The sequence below is a fragment of the Enterococcus sp. FDAARGOS_375 genome (assembly GCF_002393265.1).
Classification (GTDB): domain Bacteria; phylum Bacillota; class Bacilli; order Lactobacillales; family Enterococcaceae; genus Enterococcus_D; species Enterococcus_D innesii.
The window spans coordinates 1,189,023-1,210,743 of sequence record NZ_CP023515.1; the positions used below are offsets into that span (position 1 = coordinate 1,189,023).

19 protein-coding genes are annotated in these 21,721 nt (G+C 42.4%); 12 read left to right on the plus strand and 7 right to left on the minus strand.

Translation table 11 applies throughout. The annotated features are described in order from the left end of the window. Positions 1-494 precede the first annotated feature (494 nt). The 4 genes from CO692_RS06755 (at position 495) to CO692_RS06770 (ending at position 5,687) form a co-directional block, all read left to right on the plus strand. Positions 495-1,496 (plus strand): bile acid:sodium symporter family protein, encoded by a 1,002-nt coding sequence (locus CO692_RS06755; protein WP_010748949.1) that lies wholly within the window; start codon positions 495-497, stop codon positions 1,494-1,496. Then, positions 1,432-2,532 (plus strand): iron-containing alcohol dehydrogenase family protein, encoded by a 1,101-nt coding sequence (locus CO692_RS06760; protein WP_096741884.1) that lies wholly within the window; start codon positions 1,432-1,434, stop codon positions 2,530-2,532. The genes CO692_RS06755 and CO692_RS06760 overlap by 65 nt, the downstream gene beginning before the upstream one ends. 170 nt (positions 2,533-2,702) lie before the next feature. After that, the gene (locus CO692_RS06765; RefSeq protein WP_096741885.1) at positions 2,703-4,586 is read left to right on the plus strand and encodes a glycosyltransferase family 2 protein; all 1,884 of its coding nucleotides are present in this window, start codon (positions 2,703-2,705) and stop codon (positions 4,584-4,586) included. Positions 4,587-4,937: 351 nt separating this feature from the next. Next, positions 4,938-5,687, plus strand: a complete 750-nt coding sequence (locus CO692_RS06770) for a SagB/ThcOx family dehydrogenase (protein ID WP_010748947.1) — start codon at positions 4,938-4,940, stop codon at positions 5,685-5,687. A gap of 142 nt (positions 5,688-5,829) precedes the next feature. Here the strand turns inward: CO692_RS06770 and CO692_RS06775 are convergent, their stop codons facing one another. Further along, positions 5,830-6,267: a MerR family transcriptional regulator gene (locus tag CO692_RS06775; protein WP_005230594.1), complete on the minus strand. Its 438-nt coding sequence runs from the start codon at positions 6,265-6,267 to the stop codon at positions 5,830-5,832. A gap of 165 nt (positions 6,268-6,432) precedes the next feature. On the opposite strand from CO692_RS06775, the gene CO692_RS06780 reads away from it, so the two are divergent. After that, positions 6,433-7,173 (plus strand): SDR family oxidoreductase, encoded by a 741-nt coding sequence (locus tag CO692_RS06780; RefSeq protein WP_096741886.1) that lies wholly within the window; start codon positions 6,433-6,435, stop codon positions 7,171-7,173. 368 nt (positions 7,174-7,541) lie between these two features. After that, positions 7,542-7,748: a hypothetical protein gene (locus CO692_RS06790; protein WP_005230591.1), complete on the plus strand. Its 207-nt coding sequence runs from the start codon at positions 7,542-7,544 to the stop codon at positions 7,746-7,748. A 65-nt stretch (positions 7,749-7,813) separates the two neighbouring features. Here the strand turns inward: CO692_RS06790 and CO692_RS06795 are convergent, their stop codons facing one another. The 5 genes from CO692_RS06795 to CO692_RS06815 form a co-directional block, all read right to left on the minus strand. Next, positions 7,814-9,130 carry an MATE family efflux transporter gene (locus tag CO692_RS06795; protein WP_096741888.1) on the minus strand — a complete coding sequence of 439 codons (1,317 nt, stop codon included), beginning with the start codon at positions 9,128-9,130 and terminating at the stop codon, positions 7,814-7,816. Between the two features lie 330 nt (positions 9,131-9,460). Beyond that, positions 9,461-9,721 (minus strand): metal-sensitive transcriptional regulator, encoded by a 261-nt coding sequence (locus tag CO692_RS06800; RefSeq protein WP_005230585.1) that lies wholly within the window; start codon positions 9,719-9,721, stop codon positions 9,461-9,463. Further along, on the minus strand, positions 9,718-10,017 hold the full coding sequence (locus tag CO692_RS06805) for a rhodanese-like domain-containing protein (protein WP_010748942.1): 300 nt from the start codon (positions 10,015-10,017) through the stop codon (positions 9,718-9,720). Before CO692_RS06805 ends, CO692_RS06800 begins: the two co-directional genes overlap by 4 nt. Next, on the minus strand, positions 10,010-11,668 hold the full coding sequence (locus tag CO692_RS06810) for an FAD-dependent oxidoreductase (protein ID WP_096742858.1): 1,659 nt from the start codon (positions 11,666-11,668) through the stop codon (positions 10,010-10,012). The genes CO692_RS06805 and CO692_RS06810 overlap by 8 nt, the downstream gene beginning before the upstream one ends. A gap of 2 nt (positions 11,669-11,670) precedes the next feature. Beyond that, positions 11,671-11,985 (minus strand): rhodanese-like domain-containing protein, encoded by a 315-nt coding sequence (locus CO692_RS06815; RefSeq protein WP_010748940.1) that lies wholly within the window; start codon positions 11,983-11,985, stop codon positions 11,671-11,673. 425 nt (positions 11,986-12,410) lie between these two features. Between CO692_RS06815 and CO692_RS06820 the strand changes: the two genes are divergently transcribed. From CO692_RS06820 to CO692_RS06845, 6 genes are all read left to right on the plus strand, one after another. Beyond that, on the plus strand, positions 12,411-12,884 hold the full coding sequence (locus CO692_RS06820) for a DUF3955 domain-containing protein (RefSeq protein ID WP_096741889.1): 474 nt from the start codon (positions 12,411-12,413) through the stop codon (positions 12,882-12,884). Positions 12,885-13,088: 204 nt separating this feature from the next. After that, positions 13,089-15,170, plus strand: coding sequence for a glycoside hydrolase family 3 protein (locus tag CO692_RS06825; RefSeq protein WP_096741890.1), 2,082 nt, complete (start codon positions 13,089-13,091; stop codon positions 15,168-15,170). Positions 15,171-15,181: 11 nt separating this feature from the next. After that, a complete protein-coding gene (locus CO692_RS06830) occupies positions 15,182-16,366 on the plus strand; it encodes a PTS transporter subunit EIIC (RefSeq protein WP_096741891.1) in 1,185 nt (394 codons plus the stop codon). A gap of 385 nt (positions 16,367-16,751) precedes the next feature. After that, entirely contained in the window at positions 16,752-17,117 is a 366-nt protein-coding gene (locus CO692_RS06835) for a DUF2512 family protein (RefSeq protein ID WP_096741892.1), read from the plus strand. Positions 17,118-17,357: 240 nt separating this feature from the next. After that, positions 17,358-18,779 (plus strand): cryptochrome/photolyase family protein, encoded by a 1,422-nt coding sequence (locus tag CO692_RS06840; protein WP_096741893.1) that lies wholly within the window; start codon positions 17,358-17,360, stop codon positions 18,777-18,779. Between the two features lie 410 nt (positions 18,780-19,189). Continuing rightward, positions 19,190-19,588, plus strand: a complete 399-nt coding sequence (locus CO692_RS06845; protein WP_096741894.1) for a YxeA family protein — start codon at positions 19,190-19,192, stop codon at positions 19,586-19,588. A gap of 292 nt (positions 19,589-19,880) precedes the next feature. Here CO692_RS06845 and CO692_RS06850 read toward each other — a convergent pair whose 3' ends face one another. Beyond that, on the minus strand, positions 19,881-21,329 hold the full coding sequence (locus tag CO692_RS06850; RefSeq protein ID WP_096741895.1) for a helix-turn-helix domain-containing protein: 1,449 nt from the start codon (positions 21,327-21,329) through the stop codon (positions 19,881-19,883). Positions 21,330-21,721 lie beyond the last annotated feature (392 nt).

Below are 21,721 nucleotides of genomic sequence, written 5' to 3' on the forward strand. Positions count from 1 at the left end.
CAGCACAACCCAATTCTTGCTGTTTTTCCCCATAGAAACCCATGTTTTTTAAAAAACACCCAAAAAAATGAAAAAAATTTTCTCAAACGATTGACAAAGCGTTGACTCTTTTGTAGACTAGGTAGAAATAATTTAAATATTTAGAAAATTCAAAATAAAGAAAAGGACGGTGGCGCATATGACCCGCACCAATGTTAGCAAACGAATTATTTTATTATTATAGTCGGGACTGTTTGATTTTATACATTCAAAGAGTCCCTATTCACATTGCATCCAAAAAGAAGAACAGCTTCTTGAGATGGAGTGTTTTTTTATACCCATTTTCAAGAAAGCGGCCTTTTGCAAGCTGACACGTTGATGTCAGATAGATCCAAAACGCTCGTTGACCAACTGCTGCCGATTCCCCGCGGTTATGCACTGCACTTATTCTAAAGACCCCTTCTGTTTGGACACTTGATTGGTCAAGCAGAAAAAAGGAAGGATGATTTTTTATTATGAAAACCGTCAACACGATCGCTGCTTTTGTAAACAAGTATTTGATCTACATCATGATTTTATTGATGATCGTCTCTTATTTTTTCCCGCAACCCTTCTTATGGATTCCGCCTCGTACAACGATTCTTTTGAGCATCATCATGTTTTGTATGGGGATGACTCTAAACGTTGCTGCGTTTAAAATGGTCGTCTTACAGCCCAAAGCATTCATCTTAGGGGTGCTTTTCCAGTTCACCATCAGCCCTTTGGTGGCTTACGGCTTAGCGCAGCTGTTTGGTCTTTCTTCCGGTTTGATCATCGGTTTTGTCTTACTAGGCTGCGTTTCTGGCGGAACCGCCAGCAATGTCATGACCTTCATCGGCAAAGGCGATGTCGCCCTCACCGTTTCCATGACCACGGTATCGACCTTGTTAGCGACCGTCGTTACACCCTTTTTGGTTTATGTCTTGGCTGGTCAGTACACCGAGATTTCCTTCTGGGAAATGCTCTTGTCTGTCTTGCAGATGGTGCTTTTGCCGATCATTTTAGGGGTGATCGTCCACAAACTCATTGCCAAGCACATCGAGCGATTTCTGCAATCATTTGTGTTGATTTCTTCCGTCAGTATCTTATTGATCGTTGCAGGAACTGTCGCTCGCAACGGCGCCGTCATCGTCCAATCTGGCTTGATCGTGATTTTCTTAGTCTTGCTCCATAACTTGATCGGCTACGGCGCAGGCTATGGTCTGAGCCGTGTGATGGGCGTCAGTGCCACCCAAGCCAAATCCATCATGTTTCAATTAGGAATGAAAAATACTGGCCTAGCGATCTCGTTAGCCAATGCCCACTTTGCCGCCATTGCTGCAGCCGTTACCCCTGCCGCAGTCGGCATGGTGATCCATCAAATTACCGGACCAATTTTAGCCAATCTCGTGGCCAAGAAAGAAGGAGAAAAGTATGAGTCAAAGTATCTTTTTGCCAAACTACACAATCGGGGCGGACGCCTACGAAAAAGTAAATGACATCGTAAAACCATACGGCACCAATGCCGTGATCATCGGCGGAAAAACCGCCCTTGAAAAAGCCGAAGACAAGATCAAAGCCGCGTTAACGTCAGCAGTCCAAGTGACGGATACCTTGTGGTACGGCGGCAACTCGACCTATGAAAACGTCGATCAGCTGTTAGCTACTCCAAGTGTCCAAGCCGCCGATGTTCTATTCGCCGTTGGTGGCGGCCGCGTCTGCGATACCGTCAAAGTGGTTGGGGAAAAAGCTGGCAAACCAGTCTTCACCTTCCCAACGATCGGCTCCAACTGCTCACCAGTCACCGCGGTTTGTGTCATCTATAAAGAAAACGGCGAGATGCAAGGGTTGTTTTTCCCTTCGCAACCGCCGACCCATGCCTTTATCGACAGTGAGATCATCGCCCAAGCCCCCGACAAGTACTTATGGGCAGGAATCGGCGATGCCCTCTCCAAAGAGATCGAATCGACATTTTCAGCGCGGGGCGATCAGCTAGATTACACCGATGGGTTAGGCATCCAAATCGGCAAAATGTGTACGGAACGCTTATTGCAATACGGCACACAAGCCTTGAAAGACAGTGCCGCCAATCAGCCGTCTTATGCCATTGAGCAAGTCGTCTTGGATATCATCGTGACCACCGGCTTAGTTTCCGTCTTAGTCATCAATGATTACAACTCCGCCCTTGCCCATTCCTTTTACTACGGAACGACCGTTTTGGAAAAAATGGAAGACTATTTACACGGCGCATCCGTTAGTTACGGCGTTTTGGCCTTGTTGCAGCTCGATCAGCAAGATGCCCTCTTCCAGCGCATCTACGCCTTTATGAAGGAAAACAAACTGCCGGTTTGCCTAGCGGATATGGGCCTTAACGACACCAGCGATCTTGAGGCAATCTTAGACAAAGCAATGACCACCAATGACATCGTCCACGTGCCTTATGAGATCACGCGAGAAATGTTTAAACAGGCAATCCTAGACGTGGAAGCCTATCATGCCAAACAAAACCAAGCAGCATTGGCAGCTGCCAATTAAATGAAACCCTCCAGCAATTCGTTGTTGGAGGGTTTTTGTATGTCCTTTTTTCGCTTCTTCGTACTTGTCCTCCTTCTTCTTTCTTACATGTTAAAAAACATGCAATCGTTTGCTTTGATTTATTTTTAAAAACTTATTACTATTTTAGTATAACAAAGGAGGAGATCGGTTTGGAATTGGTTTATTTATCTGGGTTGTTTTTGGTCATTTTCTTGTTGTATTTTCTGGCAAAGAAAAATAATCGCATCAAACAGTTGTTTTCGAAGATCACGATTGCTTTTCTGCTTATTTACTTGGTTTGGCGTTTGTTTTTCACGATCCCTATGGATAGTTCTGCTTCACTAGTATTTGGGATCATTCTCTATATTGCGGAAGTCATTGGTTTGTTTGTCTATGGCTTTTTTGTTTACCTTTTTTCCAATAAGCTCTCAAAAGAATACCGCTACGAGGGGGATGAAGCAGAAGAATTCTTGCCAAGTGTCGCCGCTTTTATTTGTACTTACAATGAAGACATCAAGCTGGTGATCGCCACCGCACTTGCTGTCAAAGCCTTGAAATACCCCAACAAAAAAATCTATATCTGCGATGATGGCCATCGAGAGGAACTAAAAGAAATGGCCGAGCGAATGAACCTCGGCTATTTGACCCGCGAAGGAAATGCCAATGCTAAAGCTGGGAATATCAACTATGCCTTGTCCCAAACCAGCAGTGACTTGATTTTGCTTCTGGATGCTGACTTTATCGTCAAAAAGAACATTATTTTTGAAGCTGTCGACTATTTTCGCAATCCTAAAGTTGCATTGGTGCAATATCCACAAACATTTTATAACAAAGATCCTTTTCAATTACTGCGCAAATCCATGTACAACGAACAGGAATTATTCATGCGCTTTCTAGAACCCGCACTTTCTCGTGAGAATGCTTTGATCCATATCGGTACCAATGCCATCATTCGTCGCAGTGCCCTTGAAGAGATCGGCGGCGTTCCTACCAGCAGTATCACAGAAGATATGGCGACCGGGATGCTTTTACAAGACGCCGGCTATGAAACGATTTTTATCAATAAAGCCTATGCCTTGGGGATCACTCCTTACACTGCCAAAGAGCTGACCTCACAACGGACTCGGTGGGCGCAAGGAACGAAACAAATTTTTGATCACTTCAAACCACGCCGCTTAAATGGATTGTCGTTCATGCAAAAACTTTGTTATTACAACTCCTATTTGTATTGGTTTACCTCTTTCCAAAAAATCATCTTTTTATTGGCACCAACCTTATTTATGGTTTTTGATATCTTTATCGTCAGAAGCAACAATCACCAATTGTTGCTGTTCTTTTTACCGCCTTTCATTATGATTTCCCTGTCGTTTCGGCTGTATGTCCCTAAGATCAGGAACCTGACAAGCTCCCACATCTATGATTGCTTTGTCGCTCCTATCCACACTGGGGCATTGATCAAAGAATTTATGAAATCACAGAAAAAATTCAACGTGACCAAAAAAGAGATCGTCGGCAGCAACGCCTTTGATTGGCGGACCGTCTTGCCCCACATCATCCTCTTTACCTGGATCTCCTTTGCCTGTCTGGTGGCTGGGTATCGTTTGTACCGAGGAGAAGGCTATGAATTCGGCTATATCGTGACCTTGATTTGGTCGCTCTATAACCTCTATGGCTTGTTTTATGCCATTTTGATCGGGAAAAACCGTTTTATCGAAAGTGATAGTGAAGCCTTGAGTATCGCCATCAATCGTCAGCTTTCTTATGATGCGAAGACGTTCGAAATGTATCAAATGAGTTTCAACGGCTTCCGTATCCGTACTCATCCCGAGCAACTATTCGTACCAGGTGAAAGTTATACCTTTTACGATGATAAACACCGCTTCACCATCAATTCGATCTGTCTGGAAGATCATGGCACCTATGTGACTTTTGTCTTCAACAATCTAACACCGCAATCTGCTGAAGAGCTTGCCAGCTACTATAGCGACCAGCTCAATGCTGCCAAACAGTTGGAATTTGATATGGAGGAAGAAGTCGCAGAAATGAATAGTTAGCCCCGCCCCCTTTGTCGCAAGAGACAAAGGGGCTTTATTGATTCCAGAAAGCTCCTTAAAGGGCAGTTCTCCATCTTCTGATGATTCTCTTCCTTTAGATAACACTCTGGCATTTGCTGCATCCTTTTCCAATGATCATTGATTGAAAGAGCCAGAACAAAATCTTGATGATGTCTCGATGGCAAATACTTTTTAAGCCTTTAGAAAATATTAAAAAGTCTGCTTTTCCTATGACCTGACTGAGCTGATACGCTTGTCACTGCTCACCCATTTGTGAATAAAAGCGCATGAAAAAGCAATCCTTGTTATACTTATAAATAACACGAAGTCCTTAGAAAAGGAGGAACCCTCATGACCCGTTACAAACGATTTCGCTTTGTTCATTTAGGCGCTCTTTTGGTGTTGGGCTTACTCCTCACTGGCTGCAGTGCGGATACGGCACCAATTGAAGAACAACCGACTACCAACACCGCCACTTCTTCTGAACCAGCAGTTTCCTATGAAACCTTTCCATTGCCGCAACCAATCTTAGACGGGGAAACCAGTGTGGCGGAAGCTCTCTTCGAGCGGCGCTCGCAACGGGATTTTCTAGACACTGAGCTAACACAAGAACAGCTGGCACAGCTTTTATGGGCCGCTGCCGGTGTCACTACAGAAGATGGTCGCCGGACAGCGCCTTCGGCTGGTGCCTTGTATCCCTTAGACCTCTATGTCGTGGTCACACAGGTAACGGGGCTTGAGCCAGGGCTTTATCTGTATCAACCAGAGCAGCATACCTTAGCAAAAGTTCTTGCCGGCGATTTTCGGACCGCACTGGCGGAAGGTTCGTTGGACCAGCAAGCGATCCAACGGGCACCTGCCACATTGCTTTATACAGTGGTTTATGAACGACTGATCGAGCGCTATGGGGACCGAGGAATCGAACGCTATGCCTATATCGAAGTCGGTCATTCCGCCCAAAATGTCCTTTTACAAGCCCAAGCGTTAGGCTTAGGCGCTGTGCCGATCGGCGCCTTCACGGATCATGAACTCACAGAGCTGCTGCAGCTGCCAACGGAAAATGAACCCCGCTATTTGATTCCTGTAGGCGTTATTGAGTAACACTGCCGACGAACGAAACCCAATTTTCATGGAACTGACGAACTGCCGTTAGAAAACGGCAACTGGCAAGGTTGATTTTCCCAGAAAAACCAGTAGAATCGAAAAACCACCTGCAAAAACAGCAGGTGGTTTTTCGATGGACTTACAGTTTGTATGCTCGGACTTCTTCGGGTATTTCTTCTAGCGGCAACTCTTTTACCACCGCTTCGGTGCCTGCTGCCATCGCTGTATCGTAGTACCAGCATTTGTATTTGATCGTATTCATGGTTTCTTGCAAGGCTGCCATTTGCTTTGTGACTTCTTCCAGACGTTCATGAAACAGCTGCTGCCGTTTCTGCAAAGACGCATCGCCTTCCTCGCCCCAATCCAAGAAATTCTTGATGTCTTTGATAGGCATGCCAGTATTCTTCAAACAATCGATCACTTTGATCGTCGCTACTTCTTTTTCTGAAAACACCCGAATGCCGCCATTACTGCGGGCCAGCTTCGGAAACATCCCTTCTCGATCGTAATAACGCAGAGTCGAGATGGGGATATTGGTCGTTTGTGATACTTCGCCAATCGAGTAACTCACTTGCATCGCTCCTAAAAAAAATTTTGTTTATTACTTGACCTAAACCTAACTTCAGGTTCTACAATTAAAATACACCGCAAGCACTGTACTGTCAATCACCTATCGTCTCACAGGTTCACCATTGGCAGCAGCAGGATTCGCTGAAAAAATCATTCATTGGAGGAAATACAAATGACAGAAATCAAAGAAAAAGTTATCGTAATTATGGGAGCATCTTCAGGAATTGGGGAAGCAACTGCCGTTAAACTAGCCGAGCAAGGGGCAAAAGTAGTGATCGCTGCCCGCCGTGAAGAGCGCATCAAAGCACTGGCTGAAAAATTAGGAGAAAATGTCTTGTATCAAACAGCTGATGTCACCAATCGCGAACAAGTCCAACAAGTCATTGATTTAGCCATGACCTCCTTTGGTCGGATTGATGTCCTTTTCAATAATGCTGGCATCATGCCTCAAGGAAACTTGGCAGAGTTGAACTATGACAGCTGGCAAAAAATGCTGGATATCAATATCATGGGGGTATTGAACGGGATCGGCGCTGTGTTGCCCATCATGCAAAAACAGCAAGACGGTTTGATCATCGCCACTGACTCAGTTGCCGGACATGTCATTTACCCAGGTTCTGCCGTGTACAACGGGACAAAGTTTGCAGTTCGTGCAATCATGGAAGGCTTGCGCCAAGAAGAACGTGAACATGGCATTCGCTCAACCATCGTCTCTCCGGGAATGGTCTCCACGGAATTGTTTGAAACCGTCGGCAATGCTCAACTAGAAGCAACCTTGAAAGAAACCTCTCGCGTGGAAGGCAACAGCCTAACGCCAGAAGACGTAGCAAATGCAGTGGTTTATGCCATTCAACAGCCCAAACATGTGGCGATCAGCGAAGTCTTGCTGCGCCCAGCAAAACAAACCGTTTAAGCTATTTCTACTAATCTATGAAACCTGCGACCGCTTCAAGCTGGTCGCAGGTTTTTTTGTCGTCAAATCCCACCGTTTTCCAGGACAAAATTGCTTGATTTTCTTGTAACACCCGCTTGTCCAAAGAATGTAAACCAATGGTTGCTTTATGTAAACGACTAGGTTCTGTTGCTTCGGGGGAAAATTTTTTATACTTAGTACAAAGCTTCCGTATAAAAACGACCAATCAGAAACAAACCGGACGTTCTCCTCATGAACGATGAATAGCCAAGCAAGCGCGCAGCCCTACCTTCACCGTTGACTTGCAAGTACTGCCTTAGCTGTCCTCTTTTTAGTACTTGCTTTTTATAAAAGAATGGAGTGTGTATATGAATGTAAAACAGCTACTCATTATTGCCGAGCAACGAAGAAACATTACGAATCAAAAATTGACCTATGCCGAAAATTTCTTGGCTGCCGGCTACTCTGCTGCCGAATTGCTGGCAGATGAAACCTTTCTTGAATTAGAGCGAAGGGAAACCCAACTGATTGCAGAACGCAACGCCATTTTTTACGAAGAAGTCAGCCACAATTAATCCCCCTGTCCAATTGTAGGCGACGAACAAGCGAAGGATCAACAGCACCTTCGCTTTTTTAACCCTCAAAGGCGTCCTTTGCCCTGAGGATCACGCTGCTTGATCGTCCAATAAAACAGTCCTGCAAAGAAACCACCGAGAATCAGGAAATTCATGCCGTATAGACAGTAGAGGAAGAAAAAGTTCAGCTGCCCACTGCGCCAAAAGCCCATGATTCCCATTAAAACCAGACTGTTGACGCATCCTGTCAACACACAAACCGTGCGACTGCACTCCAAGCTTTGTAATAGGTATTTTGTGATTTCATATAACGGACTGACGAGCATTATCCCCAGCATAATTGGTAGAATAGCTGGCAACAAGTCTAAAACAGCGACATCTGTAGTAAACAACTGAAAAAAAGCAGGACGAAAGACCCAGATCAGACTGCCGATTCCGACATAAGCCACAAAAGAAGAAACGAAGGCACTTTTTCCCACTGCTAAAATCTTCTGGCGGTTTTTCTGTCCATTCGCCTCACTAGCAAAGACGGTCACTGCGTTGCCATACATCAAAGCAGGCAACCGTGCGATCATCAATCCTTGGCTGCCGATCGCATAGGCTGCCAGCGTACTGACACCCAATCGTGAGACGAAAGCTTCAAAAGCAATAATAAAGACTAAGCCTTCAAAGCATTCCTGAATCATTAAGGGGACCGCTTTTTTCAATAAAAAGGTGCGTTTTCGTGGTCTTTGTTTCAGCCCCCTGGCTAGACTTTCTCGTAAAAGAACCCCATAAATCCCCAGCAAGCACAAAGTCGCAAGCATATTTGCGATGCCACTGCCTAAGACCCCCATTGCGGGAAAACCGAGATTGCCGTTGATCAATAAATAGCTAAGCAACACCTGTACCAACGCACTAATAATGGAAACACCGAGGATGTAGTTCGTTTTCTTTTCAATTTTTAAAAGGCTAGTAAAAACAAACGTGACTAAGGTAAGTAAAATATAGGGAGACATGATTGCAAGATACAATGTCGCAGTTCCTAGCAGCTCCCCACTAAATCCGTAGACAACCTGCAAAATGCCTCGTCCAAAAAGCAGGAAAATCAGGAAAAAGCTCACGCCGATCGCGACTACTAGAAAAAGAACCGAGGACAGATAATCATTTAACTGCGTCTCTTCTCTTTGTCCGACTGCCTTTGCGCCATAAATATTAAAAGCAAGGCCAATCGCACCTAAAATACCCGCAAAAGCGTAGAGAAATCCGTCGATCAGTGCGATCGCCGCCAGCGCTTCCGTGGATCTTCTTGAAATAATCGCTAATGAAACTTGCGCAATAATGATTTGAAACAAATTGGAAGCAATCAAAGGCAATGTAAAAGACTGTATTTTTTTGTTCAAGAAGCTCTCCTCTCTCATTCGTCATAACACGCAACACCCACTCGATTATTGTGATTTTAATCACAAGGAAAGCGATCGTTGGTCGCTAAATATACTCAACGACCCATCGGGCGTTTTGACGTTTCTCCCTCCATTTAACCATACAGCCTTCTCGGTGTATATTCCTTCGTAATTAAAAAACAAAACATACCGACAATCTCCGCTTATTTCCTCTATTGGCGTCGACAAGCAATCGCTGATGAAGAGTAAAAAGGTTCAGAAGAACATGCTGCTCTTCTGAACCTTTTCCATGGGATGATAAAAAACGCGACAAACCTTTCAAAAATCCCGCTACTTCTTCACGATCAGCTGGACGGCTTGATCGATTTTCTGCTTTTGGGTTTCCGTGTCGCTGTCTGGATTTTCCAAACAATTTTTCAAATTTTCAGCGACAATGATCCCCATAATACGGTTAACACTGGAACTGACGGCGGACAATTGCGTGATGACATCGACGCATTCTTTCTCGTCTTCGATCATTTTTTGAATCCCCCGCAACTGGCCTTCGGTTCGTTTTAACCGATTCAAAATATCTTTGTTGCATGCGGTCATCGTTTGATTTCTCCTCTCCATGCTGACATGCCGCCGAGGACATTGGTCACTTGAAACCCTTGCTGGCTCAAAAACTCAGATGCCATTTGCGAACGAGCCCCTGAATGACAGATGACATAGTAGTTTTTATCCTTCTCTAAGTCGCTGATTTGTTCTGTCAGCTCGCTCAACGGTAGGTTTTGTGCTGTTTTGATGTGTCCTTGTGCAAACTCATCGACTTCTCTGACATCAAGGATCTCAAGTGGTTCACGTTTTTCTTTTTGGGCAAATTCCTCCATAGATATTGCTTTAATCATGAATAATCATCTCCGGCTTAATAGTATTATACAACGAAAAGGCACCATCGAGGTTTTGACAATTGATGCCCGCTTGTTTTAAGATGCGTTCGGCAATGTAGCTTCTCAATCCGCTATGACACGTAACGACATACGAAACGCTTGGATCCAATTCAGACAACCGATCCCTCAATTCATCTAACGGAATGTGGAGCGCTTGTTGAAAACGTCCATTATTGGCTAATTCCATCTCTGAACGAACATCCAACAACTGCTTACCGTTTTCTAAGGCATCCGTCAATTCGTGCCACTGAATATTCTCACTGATTCCTTCCGCCAGATTGATCGCTGCATAGCCAAGCATATTCACTGGATCTTTGGCTGAGCCAAAAGGCGGTGCATAGGTGAATTCCAGTTCAGGCAAGTCAAAGATCGTTAAGCCGCCTTTGATCGCTGTTGCCAATGTATCGATCCGTTTATCGACCCCTTTGGCACCGATGCCTTGCGCACCGTAGATTTTTCCAGTATCCGCATCAAAAATCAGTTTCAAATAAATATCCGTCGCATCCGGATAATACCCTGCATGGTCTTTGCCTGAAAGATGAACCACCTGGGGATTTAGCCCTGCCAGTTTGGCGCTGCGCTCACTCAACCCTGTGGAAGCTGCTGCAAGATCGAATACGCGCACGATCGCAGTCCCGATACTGCCTTTGTTTTTGCGAGCCAGTCCTCCCAACACATCAGCTACTTGCCGACCTTGGCGATTGGCTGGTGAAGCCAGGGAGATAAGCGTGTCTTCGTTGGTGATTTGTTGTTTCACAACGATGGCATCACCCACCGCGTAAATATCTTTCTTGCTGGTTTGGTATTGCTCATCTACTAAGATACCCCCCCGGCATCCCAATTCAATACCAGCACGTTTCGCCAAATCCGTTTCTGGTTGGACACCAACCGAAAGAATCATGAGATCTGAAGTCAGGACCGTGCCATCTTCCAGAACGATTTCTTGCCCTGCTTTTTCAAAAGCGGTCGCTGACTGCGAGGTCAAAACTTTGACCCCTTGCTTGATCAATTCATTTTTGACATACGCAGCCATTTCTTCGTCCAAAGGTGGCAATACGTGGGGTGCTTTTTCTACGATCGTTACTTCGAGGCCTTTTTTATGTAAATTTTCAGCGACTTCTAACCCAATAAACCCAGCGCCAATGATCGTGGCTTTTTGAGGCTTTTTGTCTTCAAGATGCGCCATGATTTGGTCTAAGTCAGGAACATTGCGCAAAGAAAAGGCGTTGGTTGCTTCTTCTAGCCCTTTGATCGCTGGTACTAGCGGTTTTGCCCCCGGCGATAAAATCAACGCATCATAAGATTCCGTGAAGACATGTTCGCCATGTTTGACCGTCACCGTTTTCTCCTCTGGCTCGATCGCCAGCACTTCATGAAAAGGTCGCACATCTAAGTTGAACCGTTTCTTTAATGCTTCAGGTGTTTGGACCAATAGGGCATCTCGCTCTTTGATCTCACCAGAAATGGCATACGGCAACCCGCAATTCGCAAAAGAGACAAAAGGACCTTTTTCAAAAACAATGATCTCCGCTGCTTCTTTAAGCCGACGTAAGCGCGTGGCTGCCGACATTCCCCCTGCTACCCCACCGACAATAACTATTTTTTCCATCATTACTTTCCTCCTTTGGTTGTTCCGCGCCATTGATTCATGCCGCCACGAACGTTGACCACATCAAAACCTTTTTTACTTAGGATTTTGGCTGCTTGTTTGCTTCGCATCCCCGATTGGCAAATGACTGCCAGTTTCTTGTCGCCTTTTTGAGTAAATCCAGCAACCTTATTTAACGGTACATTTTTCGCATAGGCAATGTGCCCGCTGCGGTACTCCGCTGGCGTGCGTACATCCAGAACCGTCCATTCTTTGGCTCCTTCTTTTTGTAAATCTGCTGTTGACATACTTGGTATGCGCTTAAATAGTGAAAACATTTCTTGCTCCTTTCGTATACCCCTTGGGGTATATTAAACAAGATGTTTTGCGATTTGTCAACTAAGTGATTTTCTTTAAGAAAAGAAACTTGCTGTTGCACTACTCCCCGCTCGATACTCTCGACAGCTGTTAGACATCTACCAATCAAGTAGCGAAAGACCCGTATCACACATTTCCCTACCCTCGATCACAATGCTATAATAAAAGAAAAGATACATTGTAAAAATAACACACATCAAATCGTTTACTTAGCAGCTGATCGCTTTGATTATTAAAGGTGATTGGCTCCCGCCCTAACCAAGATCTGACAAAAAAGCGACGCAAGCACTACTTTCCCTTGATTTATCAAGCAGCAAGCCCTGCTTTCTTGGAACCAACGAGGGTTTCGACTATGCTTAAGTCACTTCAGCGAAAGGAAGAAAAGATGGAATTTGGCGAAAAAATCAAAGAAGTACGTGCGAGAAATAACTTGACCCAAGAACAATTTGCCACTCAACTACACGTGACAAGACAAGCCGTTTCGAACTGGGAAAACAATCGCAATCTACCAGATTTAGAAATGCTGATTGCCATCGCCACGATTTTTGAACTCTCGCTTGATGAATTGATTTTAGGAGGAACTCAAGTGAACAGGATCACTGAAAAACTAATCAAAGACGGCAGCGAGACCCGACGCGCCAAACTCAATTTGATCACGACCTTGATCGGAACATTTTTACTACTATTCGGCTTTGCTTGCTTCTTCATCAAAGCAAGCGCCGTGGAATATATCGATCAAACCGGCATTTTACATGAAAATTTCTACCTGATTCCTGTAGGATTTTTGTTCCTATTGGCTAGTTTCGTAGTATTTGCAGGAACCGGGATCAGTTATTTTCGAGCTGTTAGGAGAAAATGATTAAGAGCACGACTCTATTGGGTCGTGCTCTTTTTTCTTCAATATTCCAAATTATATCTATTCATTTAATCATAATAACTAAAATTTACATTGACTTTTTATGTTTTATGATTTATATTTCACCTATTAAGTTAGTACGCAAAACTAACTTAATGATGGAAACGGTATCATTAACAGATAAAATGTAACAAGGAAGGAGATCAAATGAAAATTGATGTGAATATGAGAAAAAATCGGCTCCAATATACGGAAGCAGCTGAGAAGATTTTGAAGCAAATGACCCTAAAAGAAAAAGTGCACTTGATGAGCGGCAATATGGTTTTAGCAGATGTAAGAAGGGATATGGCAAATGGGCAGCATTACAACGAATTTCCTTATGAGGCCGGTGGAAATGAACGATTGAATGTTCCCTCCATGAAATTTGTAGACGGTCCTCGCGGTGCAGTAACCGGCAGAGACAAAACAACTTGTTTTCCAGTTTCTATGGCAAGGGGCGCTTCCTTCGACACTGAGTTAGAAAAGCAAATTGGAATAGCGATTGCGAAAGAAATCAAAGATAGTGGTGGGAATTTTTTTGGCGGCGTGTGTATTAATTTACCTTATAATCCCGGTTGGGGGCGCAGTCAAGAAGTCTACGGAGAAGATTCATTCCTTCTCGGTGCGATGGGATCTGCCCTTTCAGAAGGTGTTCAATCTGAAAGTGTGGTTGCTTGCGTCAAGCATTATGCATTTAACAGTATGGAAAATGCTCGTTTTAAAGTCGATGTTCATGCTAGCAAAAGAACAGAACGAGAAATTTATTTATCGCATTTTAAAGATGTTATTGATTCTGGTGCAGCTTCGGTAATGACTTCTTATAATAAATATTTTGGCGAACATACTGGTAATAGTACTTATTTAGTTCGAGATGTACTAAAAAATGAATGGAATTTCGACGGCTTTGTCATTAGTGATTTCGTTAACGGAACGAGAGACACTGTAAAAGCAGCATTGGCAGGATTAGATATTGAAATGCATGTAACAAATCATTACGGAGAAAAATTAGAAAAAGCTGTCGAAGATGGATTAGTACCTGTAGAAACAATTGACGATGCTGCATTAAGAATTATTCGTACCCTACTCGTCTTTGAAGAAGCTAGGAAAAACGATGATTCCAAAGAAACCATTGATTACAAAAAACATATACGTCTAGCTTTAGATGCTGCAGAACAATCGATTACTTTGATAAAAAATGAAAACAACTGTCTTCCTTTAAACGCAAATATTAAAAAAGTTGCTATTTTTGGAAAATTAGCGACTGAAGAAAATACAGGCGATCGTGGTTCTAGTCGAGTTTACCCTCCCTATGTTATCAGTTATTTAGAAGGATTAAAAAAATACTCTCCACACATTCAGGTTATTTATAACGAAGGATCAGATATTGAATTAGCAAAAACGATTGCCAGAGAAGCGGACGCAGCGATTTTTGTTGTTGGATATAATTATGATGATGAAGGTGAATATACTGGTGAAGCAGAAAACAGAGAGGTTCCTGCTGGTGCGATTTTTGACGCTAAAGGCGGTGATCGAAAAGAATCATTAGAACTCCATTCAGAAGATATTTTACTAATAAACCAAGTTGGCCCAGAAAACAATAATTCAGTTGTTGCTTTAGTTGGTGGTAACACAATTATGATTGAAGAATGGAAAAATGCAGTATCTGCGATTCTCTTTACCTACTACTCAGGAATGGAAGGTGGCACAGCGCTGGCAAAAATCCTCTTTGGAGAAGCCAATCCGAGTGGAAAACTCCCATTTGTAATCCCTTACAAAGAGAAAGATCTGCCACAGATTGATTGGAATGCAGATCAAATCACCTATGAGTATTACCATGGATATGCGAAGTTGGAAAAGGAAGGAAAAGTGCCGTCGATTCCTTTTGGTTATGGGCTTTCTTATACCAATTTTGATATTTCAAACCATGATTTTACAATAGATAAAAAGCTTTTGACAGCAAAATGTACAGTTGAAAACACAGGGAAACTACCTGGAGCAGAAGTTGTTCAATTATATGTAGGATTTAGTCACTCGCAAATCGATCGTCCCATCAAAGTATTACGCGGATTCAAGAAAGTGCATCTACTTCCTGGAGAAAAAAAGAATATTACGATTAAATGTCCTATCGAAAAATTGAAATGGTACAATCCTGATTCTGAACAATGGGAGCTAGAAGAAATTCCTTACGAAGTCTATCTAGGAAACAGCAGTTCACCAACAGATTTAATAAAAGAAACTATAACTGTTTAACGGGGGTTAGTATGGAATCCACAGCGAAAAAGAAAAATGGTGTGTTAACTAAAATCATCGATATGATCACAGGAATTTTTATGCCAATCGTCCCTGCCATTGCTGGTGCCGGGATGTTAAAAGCCCTGCTTGCAATCATCTCTTTATTAGGAATCTTGTCAACAGAATCAGAAACCTATATTCTTCTAGAGATGATAAGTGATGCTGCTTTTTACTTCTTACCACTTTTATTAGCAAATTCAGCTGCTAAAACATTTTCCGTCAATCCTTACATTGCTATGGCTATAGCAGGAGCACTTGTTCATCCCACTTTCATAGGCCTGTTGAATAACAGTATAGAGACGGGAAATGCCGTAAGGTTTCTTGCTTTTCCAGTCACAGTTGCCACTTATAGTTCATCCGTTGTACCAATCATTCTTGCAGTTTGGTTTATGTCTTATGTTGAACCTTTTATAGATAAAATTGTTCATAAATCCATCAAACTCATTATGGTACCTCTTCTAACTCTAGCTATTGTTGCGCCAGTAACTTTAGTCTTACTAGGACCATTAGGTGCTCTGATTGGCTCAGGATTAGGAGATATGGTAACTTTTCTGAATGAACATGTAAGTTGGCTGGCACCAACTGTGGTTGGTATTTTGAATCCTCTTTTAGTGATGACTGGTATGCATTATGTATTGATTTCATTGGGCATCAATTCTCTTGCCACGATAGGGATCGATACAGTCGTTGGACCGGGAATGTTGATTTCGAATGTTTCTCAAGGTGCCGCCGCTTTTGCAGTAGCTGTCAAAACAAAAAATAGTTCAGTTAGGCAACTTGCGATTTCCTCAGGTATTTCTGCTCTCTTAGGAATAACTGAACCTGTCCTATACGGCATTAGCTTAAGGTTTAAAAAACCATTGATTTCAGCAATGGTCGGAGGTGGATTGGGTGGTCTGTTTATAGGAGTTATGAATGTTGGACGCTATGCCCAAGTTGCACCAAGTCTCGTATCACTTCCAAGCTATATTGGCGCGGATGGATTTTCGAATTTTATCTATGCAATCATCGGTTGTATCATTGCTTTTTCCGCATCATTTATTATTCAACTATTCTTAGGAATTGAAGATCCTGAGGAAGAAGCTGCTGGTTCCGAAATAGGAAAGGAAGTTGTACTAGAACCAGATCAAGCAGAAGAAGCCCTAGTAAACTAAGCGAATTTCAATTAAACATTGTTTCTGATATTGATGAAAAGAGTCGAATTTATTTATCCTGCTAGAAACTATCTAATAGGCGATTACCTGCTTTTTTTTAAGAATAATATTAGCAATACTACTAACTAATCTTACAAGATATATTAAAACAAATACCAACTGATAACCAACAATCGAACCATGTAACAAGATCGCTTCTCAAGTAAATGAATGGAGAAAGCGAATCTGCTCGCAACATGTGCCTCTTGCTAGTGCTTTTGAATAAAAAATCAAACCAATCATTTTTTTTGACACAAAAAATGTCAGATGATAGCCTTGAAATAGAAGGTTATCACTAAGATGACCTTCTTGCTTTTGGAATAAATAATAAAAAGGAGTGTATGAAATGAAACATCTAAAAGCGTTGGTTGTCAAAGCACTAATGATTTGGGCGATTTTGTGGATTGTATTGTCAGGGATTTACGATGTCAGTTTTATGGACTCGACGATCGTCGGTGTGATCATTGTGGTGATGATCTATGTGCTAGGCGACTTGGTCATTTTGCGCAAGATCGGTAACATTGCGGCCACGATCGCAGATGCCGGCGCAGCAGCCCTTATCCTATGGCTGTATCTGACTTATATGGACTATACAAATGACATCTGGATGTTAGTATTGATCCCAGCAGTATTGATCGGTATGGCAGAATGGTTCTTCCACAAATGGTTGTTAAAAGCAGACATCGTGCCAGATGAACGGAAAATGAAATAATTTTGTTGATTGCTAGAATCGAACGCAGACTCTTGTTCTGTGTTCGATTTTTTTGTTTACAAGATCGGCTATTGAAAAGCGACGCATCTTCATGTTCCATACGCTTTCTATAGTCACGCACGCTTGCCAAGATTTCTGGTTAGCTGAAACAATCGCCAAATTTGAATAAATCCCATCTTTCCATTACTATAAACGAAATCCGATCGTTTTTTGCACGGTTATACTATCAAGGAGGTTTGTATGGCAATTCATGTGATGTGGTTTAGAAAGGATCTACGCTTAGAGGACAACACGGCACTGACTGAGGCGCTTTTTTCTCTTCAAGAAAACGACCATTTGTTGTGTGTATTTCATCTCAATGACAAGCAGTTTCTCCCCGAGGCGCCAAGCCATGATTACTTTTTTAGCGCAGTTGCTCACTTTATCGAGGCTGCCAAAAAGCAAAATCTGACGATCCACCTATTGACAGGGACTTTGACAGAAGCCTTTGATCAGTTGTTCGCTTGCTATCCAGAATGGAGCCAGCTTTACTTCAACTTTGATAACCGTGGATTTGGTCGTAAACGTGATCTCTACATAAAAGAATTGGTCGAGAAAAAAGGCGTCACTGTCCATTCTTTTGAAGACCATCATCTGCATCAACCAACAGAAGTCACCAAAGAGGATGGGACGTACTACAAAAAATTTACCCCTTACTATAAGAAATGGATTCAATTGCCCAAACCGGTGTATCAAAAGCAGGACCTCGATTTTGAAAAAGCCGTTCATTTTGATGATGCCCCTCACTTCAAAGCAGGGACAGCGCTGCTTGCTAAGCTGCTAGAAAATAGAAAGACCGATTTTTCAACGATCGTTGGGGAAGACTATGCGCATAAACAATTGCAGGCATTTGTGCAAAAGCGTTTGACCACCTATGAAAAAGACCGTGATATCCCTTCGATCAAAGGAACGAGCCGCCTGTCCCCTTTCTTGTCTTTTGGACAAATCTCCATTCGGAAGGTTTGGGCCGCTTGCCAAGGAATGCCATCAAGCACTGGCAAAGCGACCTTTTTAAAAGAACTGGCTTGGCGAGATTTTTATCATATGATCTACTTCAGCCATCCTGAACAAAAAAACTATGAACTCATTGAGAAATATCGAAACATGGATTGGCGAAAGAATGAAGAGGAGTTAACCAAATGGCAAACAGGGCAAACCGGCTATCCGATCATTGATGCCGCGATGCGGCAGCTGAATCAGACCGGTTGGATGCATAACCGTCTACGGATGATCGTCGCTTCCTTTCTAACCAAAGATTTACTGATCGATTGGCGGCAAGGAGAAGCCTATTTTGCTCGACAATTGATCGACTACGACGCTGCCAGCAATATCGGCGGCTGGCAGTGGGCAGCTTCGACAGGCACCGATGCGGTTCCTTACTTTCGAATTTTCAACCCTATCACACAAGGGAAAAAATTCGACAAGGATGGGACGTTTATCAAACAATTTGTTCCCGAACTCGCCCAGTTGCCGCTAAAATTCATCCATGAACCCTACTTGATGACTGACCAAGAGCAAGCCGGCCTAAAGGTAATTTTAGGCACCGACTATCCGTCACCTATAGTCGACCACAACGAAGCCAGAAAAAGAGCCCTCGATTTGTATAGTAAAATCGAACCATAAAAAGCTGCCATGGACTGCTCTCAAGCATTTTCGGTAGAAAAAACCAGCAAAGACGGTCTCTTACGGAGCGCCTTTGCTGGTTTTTTATGAAACTGGTGCGCCCTCTTTCGCCTTTCTATAGTGAAAAAACAAACGGCACGTCTCATCAAGCTGTCTGCTGCTGGGCATACATAAAAGAAGCATTTTCATGTTGTGTTTTTTAATTAAGGTCTTGTTTTCTGCTTTCCCCCTTATTTCTGATCGCTCTAAGCAACATTCCTCTGACAATTTATAGATCGAACCCTTTATTAGCGGCGTTCCCTGCTTTTTCACGACTGGCTAGCAACGTTTCTCCTTGCAAAACTGTTCGTCTGATGAAAGGTCATCTATAGAACCATTCTGTTATAATAGCTCCATATTTGAGGATAAGGATGGTTTATATGAAAAAAATAATCGGATTCATCTTAGTCGTACTTTTAGGGTTTGTTGGATACAAAGGATATGAATATTATCAATCCACCTACTCAGGACAAACAGCTTACGCGTATGTCCCGTCTGAGATTCCGCCTAAAGTCCAACACGAAAGTAAGAGCGGCATCGGTGACCAGTCTCCTTGGTATTCTTACGATTACACATTAAACTTTGTAAAAGAAGATGGCAGTACCCAAACCCTTGAGGTTTCATTATCAGAAGATAACGCAAAACCCTTAACACCAAATTCATATGTAAAAGCGGTGATCAGTGAAAAGCGTACAATAAAAGGCCCGAATGGTGTTGAAAAAGACGCAATTCCCAAAAAGATTCTAGAGAAATTAGAAAATCAGAACTAACGATGCCAGACTCATATCTCTATGTGGGTCTTTTTTTACATCTTTCCAAAATCAGCATTTTGAATCCCTTCTGTTCGTTTCATTGATGTCTTCTGCTCTGTTGCGATACGTATACAAGGATACTGGGCACATTTATCTAGCAGAAAGCTGCTTGACTGATCCCTATTTTCATTCCGTCATCAATGATAAGAGCAATTCAAGCGCCGTTTCCTTTCCCTACTTCGCAGATAATTGAAAAAGCAGCGAATCACCTATCCGTTGACTCACTGCTTTTTAACTAACAAATGACTGCTCACACCACAAAAGAATGATACTTAGAATAAGCAATTTGATCGACGATCGCAGAAACCTGATTGACGTCTAAATCGGCACCAATGGCGGTCACTTGATAAAATTGGTCATAATTGTTCCCTAATTGGGGGAGATTGGCATTGGAAATCAACAAGTCAAATGTCTCGTCCGGAGTATAGGGTAAAACAACAACATTTTGCTTGCCTTTTAGTTCATTTTTTAACAAGTAAATCGAAGCATCCGCCAAAAGACTAGAGCACATATTTAAGACCCCGATCCGTACCCGATATTCTTCTTTAGGCGATAACATATAAATTAAAAAGACTAGGCGTTTCTTGAGATAGTTGAGTTTCGTGGGCGTAAACAAGTTGGTCGGTGCAATAATGTGTTCCAGAATGTCTGAGATCACTTGATCTCGCAAGGAATTGTGAAACATTTTGTGGTAATAATTTAGCGTGACTCGATCGATGGAATAATTCACTCCATGAAAGTAATAAACTTGTGCGATTAAGGAAAAGACATTGGCTTTGATATCGATCGTCGTATGCGAGGTATCAAGACGATAAATGGACTGGATTGCCGCCATGACTTCATCGGTGATCTCAAAGACAGGATTTTTATTGGTGTACAGTCCTAAGCGAAGTTCCTCGTAAGGAATCCCGCCCACCGTAATGAGGAAGAGACAGATAAAGAATGGCACGATCTTCGCTTCATCTACTGAGCAGATACATTTTTTAGAAGCATAGATCTGTCGAATAAAGTGACAGAGGGGCATCTCTTGGCAGCGCTCGATTTTGGTTTGTTCTTCCGGACTTAAACTTCCCAAGGTCGTGTGAGACGTGACTTTTTTCATAATCACAAACAACCAGATCTTCAGCTGCTTTTGTTGGGCAATCGATAAAGTTATTTTTTTCGCTAACTCCGCAACCAAGTCATCGATCAAAACAGAATCGATCGTTGTTGCACCCATTTTGAAAAAATTATAGTAAAAATAAATGCGTTGTGTCATCGTTCCAACTAGTTTTTTGTTTCTGATTTTTAATTCAAAATGCTGCAACAACTGATTGCACTCAGCAATCAACCGATTGAGGGTCCCCACACTTATGTTTAATTCATCAGCCAAGACGAAGGCATCATAGCCTGCATATTGAAACAAATAATGGATGATTTGATATTTAGCAGATTTTTTCAATAGCGTGTCGGTCAAATCATCCAGTGAGACACTATCGGTTACTTGCAGTTCCAACGTATAACGATTGATGATAAATGAGACCTTCTCATTTTTTAGCTGCCGTTGAAGGCTCTCTGATAATTTCGTCAAGGTCGGCATCGTAATATCTAATTCCCGACACGCATCACTTTTTTTGATATGACCGGTCGATAAATACAAAAATTTGAGCAAGATATACTCTAATTTCAAGTCCTTATCCAGTAAGTCTTCTTTATACATGACTGTTTTTCCTCCAGTGTAAATCTATATTCATTCAGAATAGTTACAACCAATTTACAGAAAAAGATAGCAGTACGTTACTTATGAAACAAACAAGCGCAGTAAAAACAGGCCCTTTCTACACATACTTTTCCTTCACTTACTCCCCAGCAAACCATGACTGACAAACAAAAACCCTCGATGCAAGACGAATTTCCCTAAGAATTCCCTCACGACAACGTTCAAGATTTCCTTTTTGTTTATGTAAAACGTTCTTCTCTAAAAAAATATATTTAGACCATAATAATTAATACTATCACAAGCTAGAAATGTCAATAAATGAAATTATCAAGCGCCATTTTTTTACTTACTCTTAAAAAATGACACTATCAAGTGCTTACCCGTTCTTATAA

Excerpts from the sequence above, each read along its gene's own strand:
- CO692_RS06755 (WP_010748949.1), top strand. The coding sequence starts at position 495 with ATGAAAACCGTCAACACGATCGCTGCTTTTGTAAACAAGTATTTGATC.
- CO692_RS06760 (WP_096741884.1), top strand. The coding sequence starts at position 1,432 with ATGAGTCAAAGTATCTTTTTGCCAAACTACACAATCGGGGCGGACGCC.
- CO692_RS06770 (WP_010748947.1), top strand. The coding sequence starts at position 4,938 with ATGACCCGTTACAAACGATTTCGCTTTGTTCATTTAGGCGCTCTTTTG.
- CO692_RS06775 (WP_005230594.1), bottom strand. The coding sequence starts at position 6,267 with ATGCAAGTGAGTTACTCGATTGGCGAAGTATCACAAACGACCAATATC.
- CO692_RS06780 (WP_096741886.1), top strand. The coding sequence starts at position 6,433 with ATGACAGAAATCAAAGAAAAAGTTATCGTAATTATGGGAGCATCTTCA.
- CO692_RS06790 (WP_005230591.1), top strand. The coding sequence starts at position 7,542 with ATGAATGTAAAACAGCTACTCATTATTGCCGAGCAACGAAGAAACATT.
- CO692_RS06800 (WP_005230585.1), bottom strand. The coding sequence starts at position 9,721 with ATGACCGCATGCAACAAAGATATTTTGAATCGGTTAAAACGAACCGAA.
- CO692_RS06805 (WP_010748942.1), bottom strand. The coding sequence starts at position 10,017 with ATGATTAAAGCAATATCTATGGAGGAATTTGCCCAAAAAGAAAAACGT.
- CO692_RS06810 (WP_096742858.1), bottom strand. The coding sequence starts at position 11,668 with ATGGAAAAAATAGTTATTGTCGGTGGGGTAGCAGGGGGAATGTCGGCA.
- CO692_RS06815 (WP_010748940.1), bottom strand. The coding sequence starts at position 11,985 with ATGTTTTCACTATTTAAGCGCATACCAAGTATGTCAACAGCAGATTTA.
- CO692_RS06820 (WP_096741889.1), top strand. The coding sequence starts at position 12,411 with ATGGAATTTGGCGAAAAAATCAAAGAAGTACGTGCGAGAAATAACTTG.
- CO692_RS06825 (WP_096741890.1), top strand. The coding sequence starts at position 13,089 with ATGAAAATTGATGTGAATATGAGAAAAAATCGGCTCCAATATACGGAA.
- CO692_RS06830 (WP_096741891.1), top strand. The coding sequence starts at position 15,182 with ATGGAATCCACAGCGAAAAAGAAAAATGGTGTGTTAACTAAAATCATC.
- CO692_RS06835 (WP_096741892.1), top strand. The coding sequence starts at position 16,752 with ATGAAACATCTAAAAGCGTTGGTTGTCAAAGCACTAATGATTTGGGCG.
- CO692_RS06840 (WP_096741893.1), top strand. The coding sequence starts at position 17,358 with ATGGCAATTCATGTGATGTGGTTTAGAAAGGATCTACGCTTAGAGGAC.
- CO692_RS06845 (WP_096741894.1), top strand. The coding sequence starts at position 19,190 with ATGGTTTATATGAAAAAAATAATCGGATTCATCTTAGTCGTACTTTTA.
- CO692_RS06850 (WP_096741895.1), bottom strand. The coding sequence starts at position 21,329 with ATGTATAAAGAAGACTTACTGGATAAGGACTTGAAATTAGAGTATATC.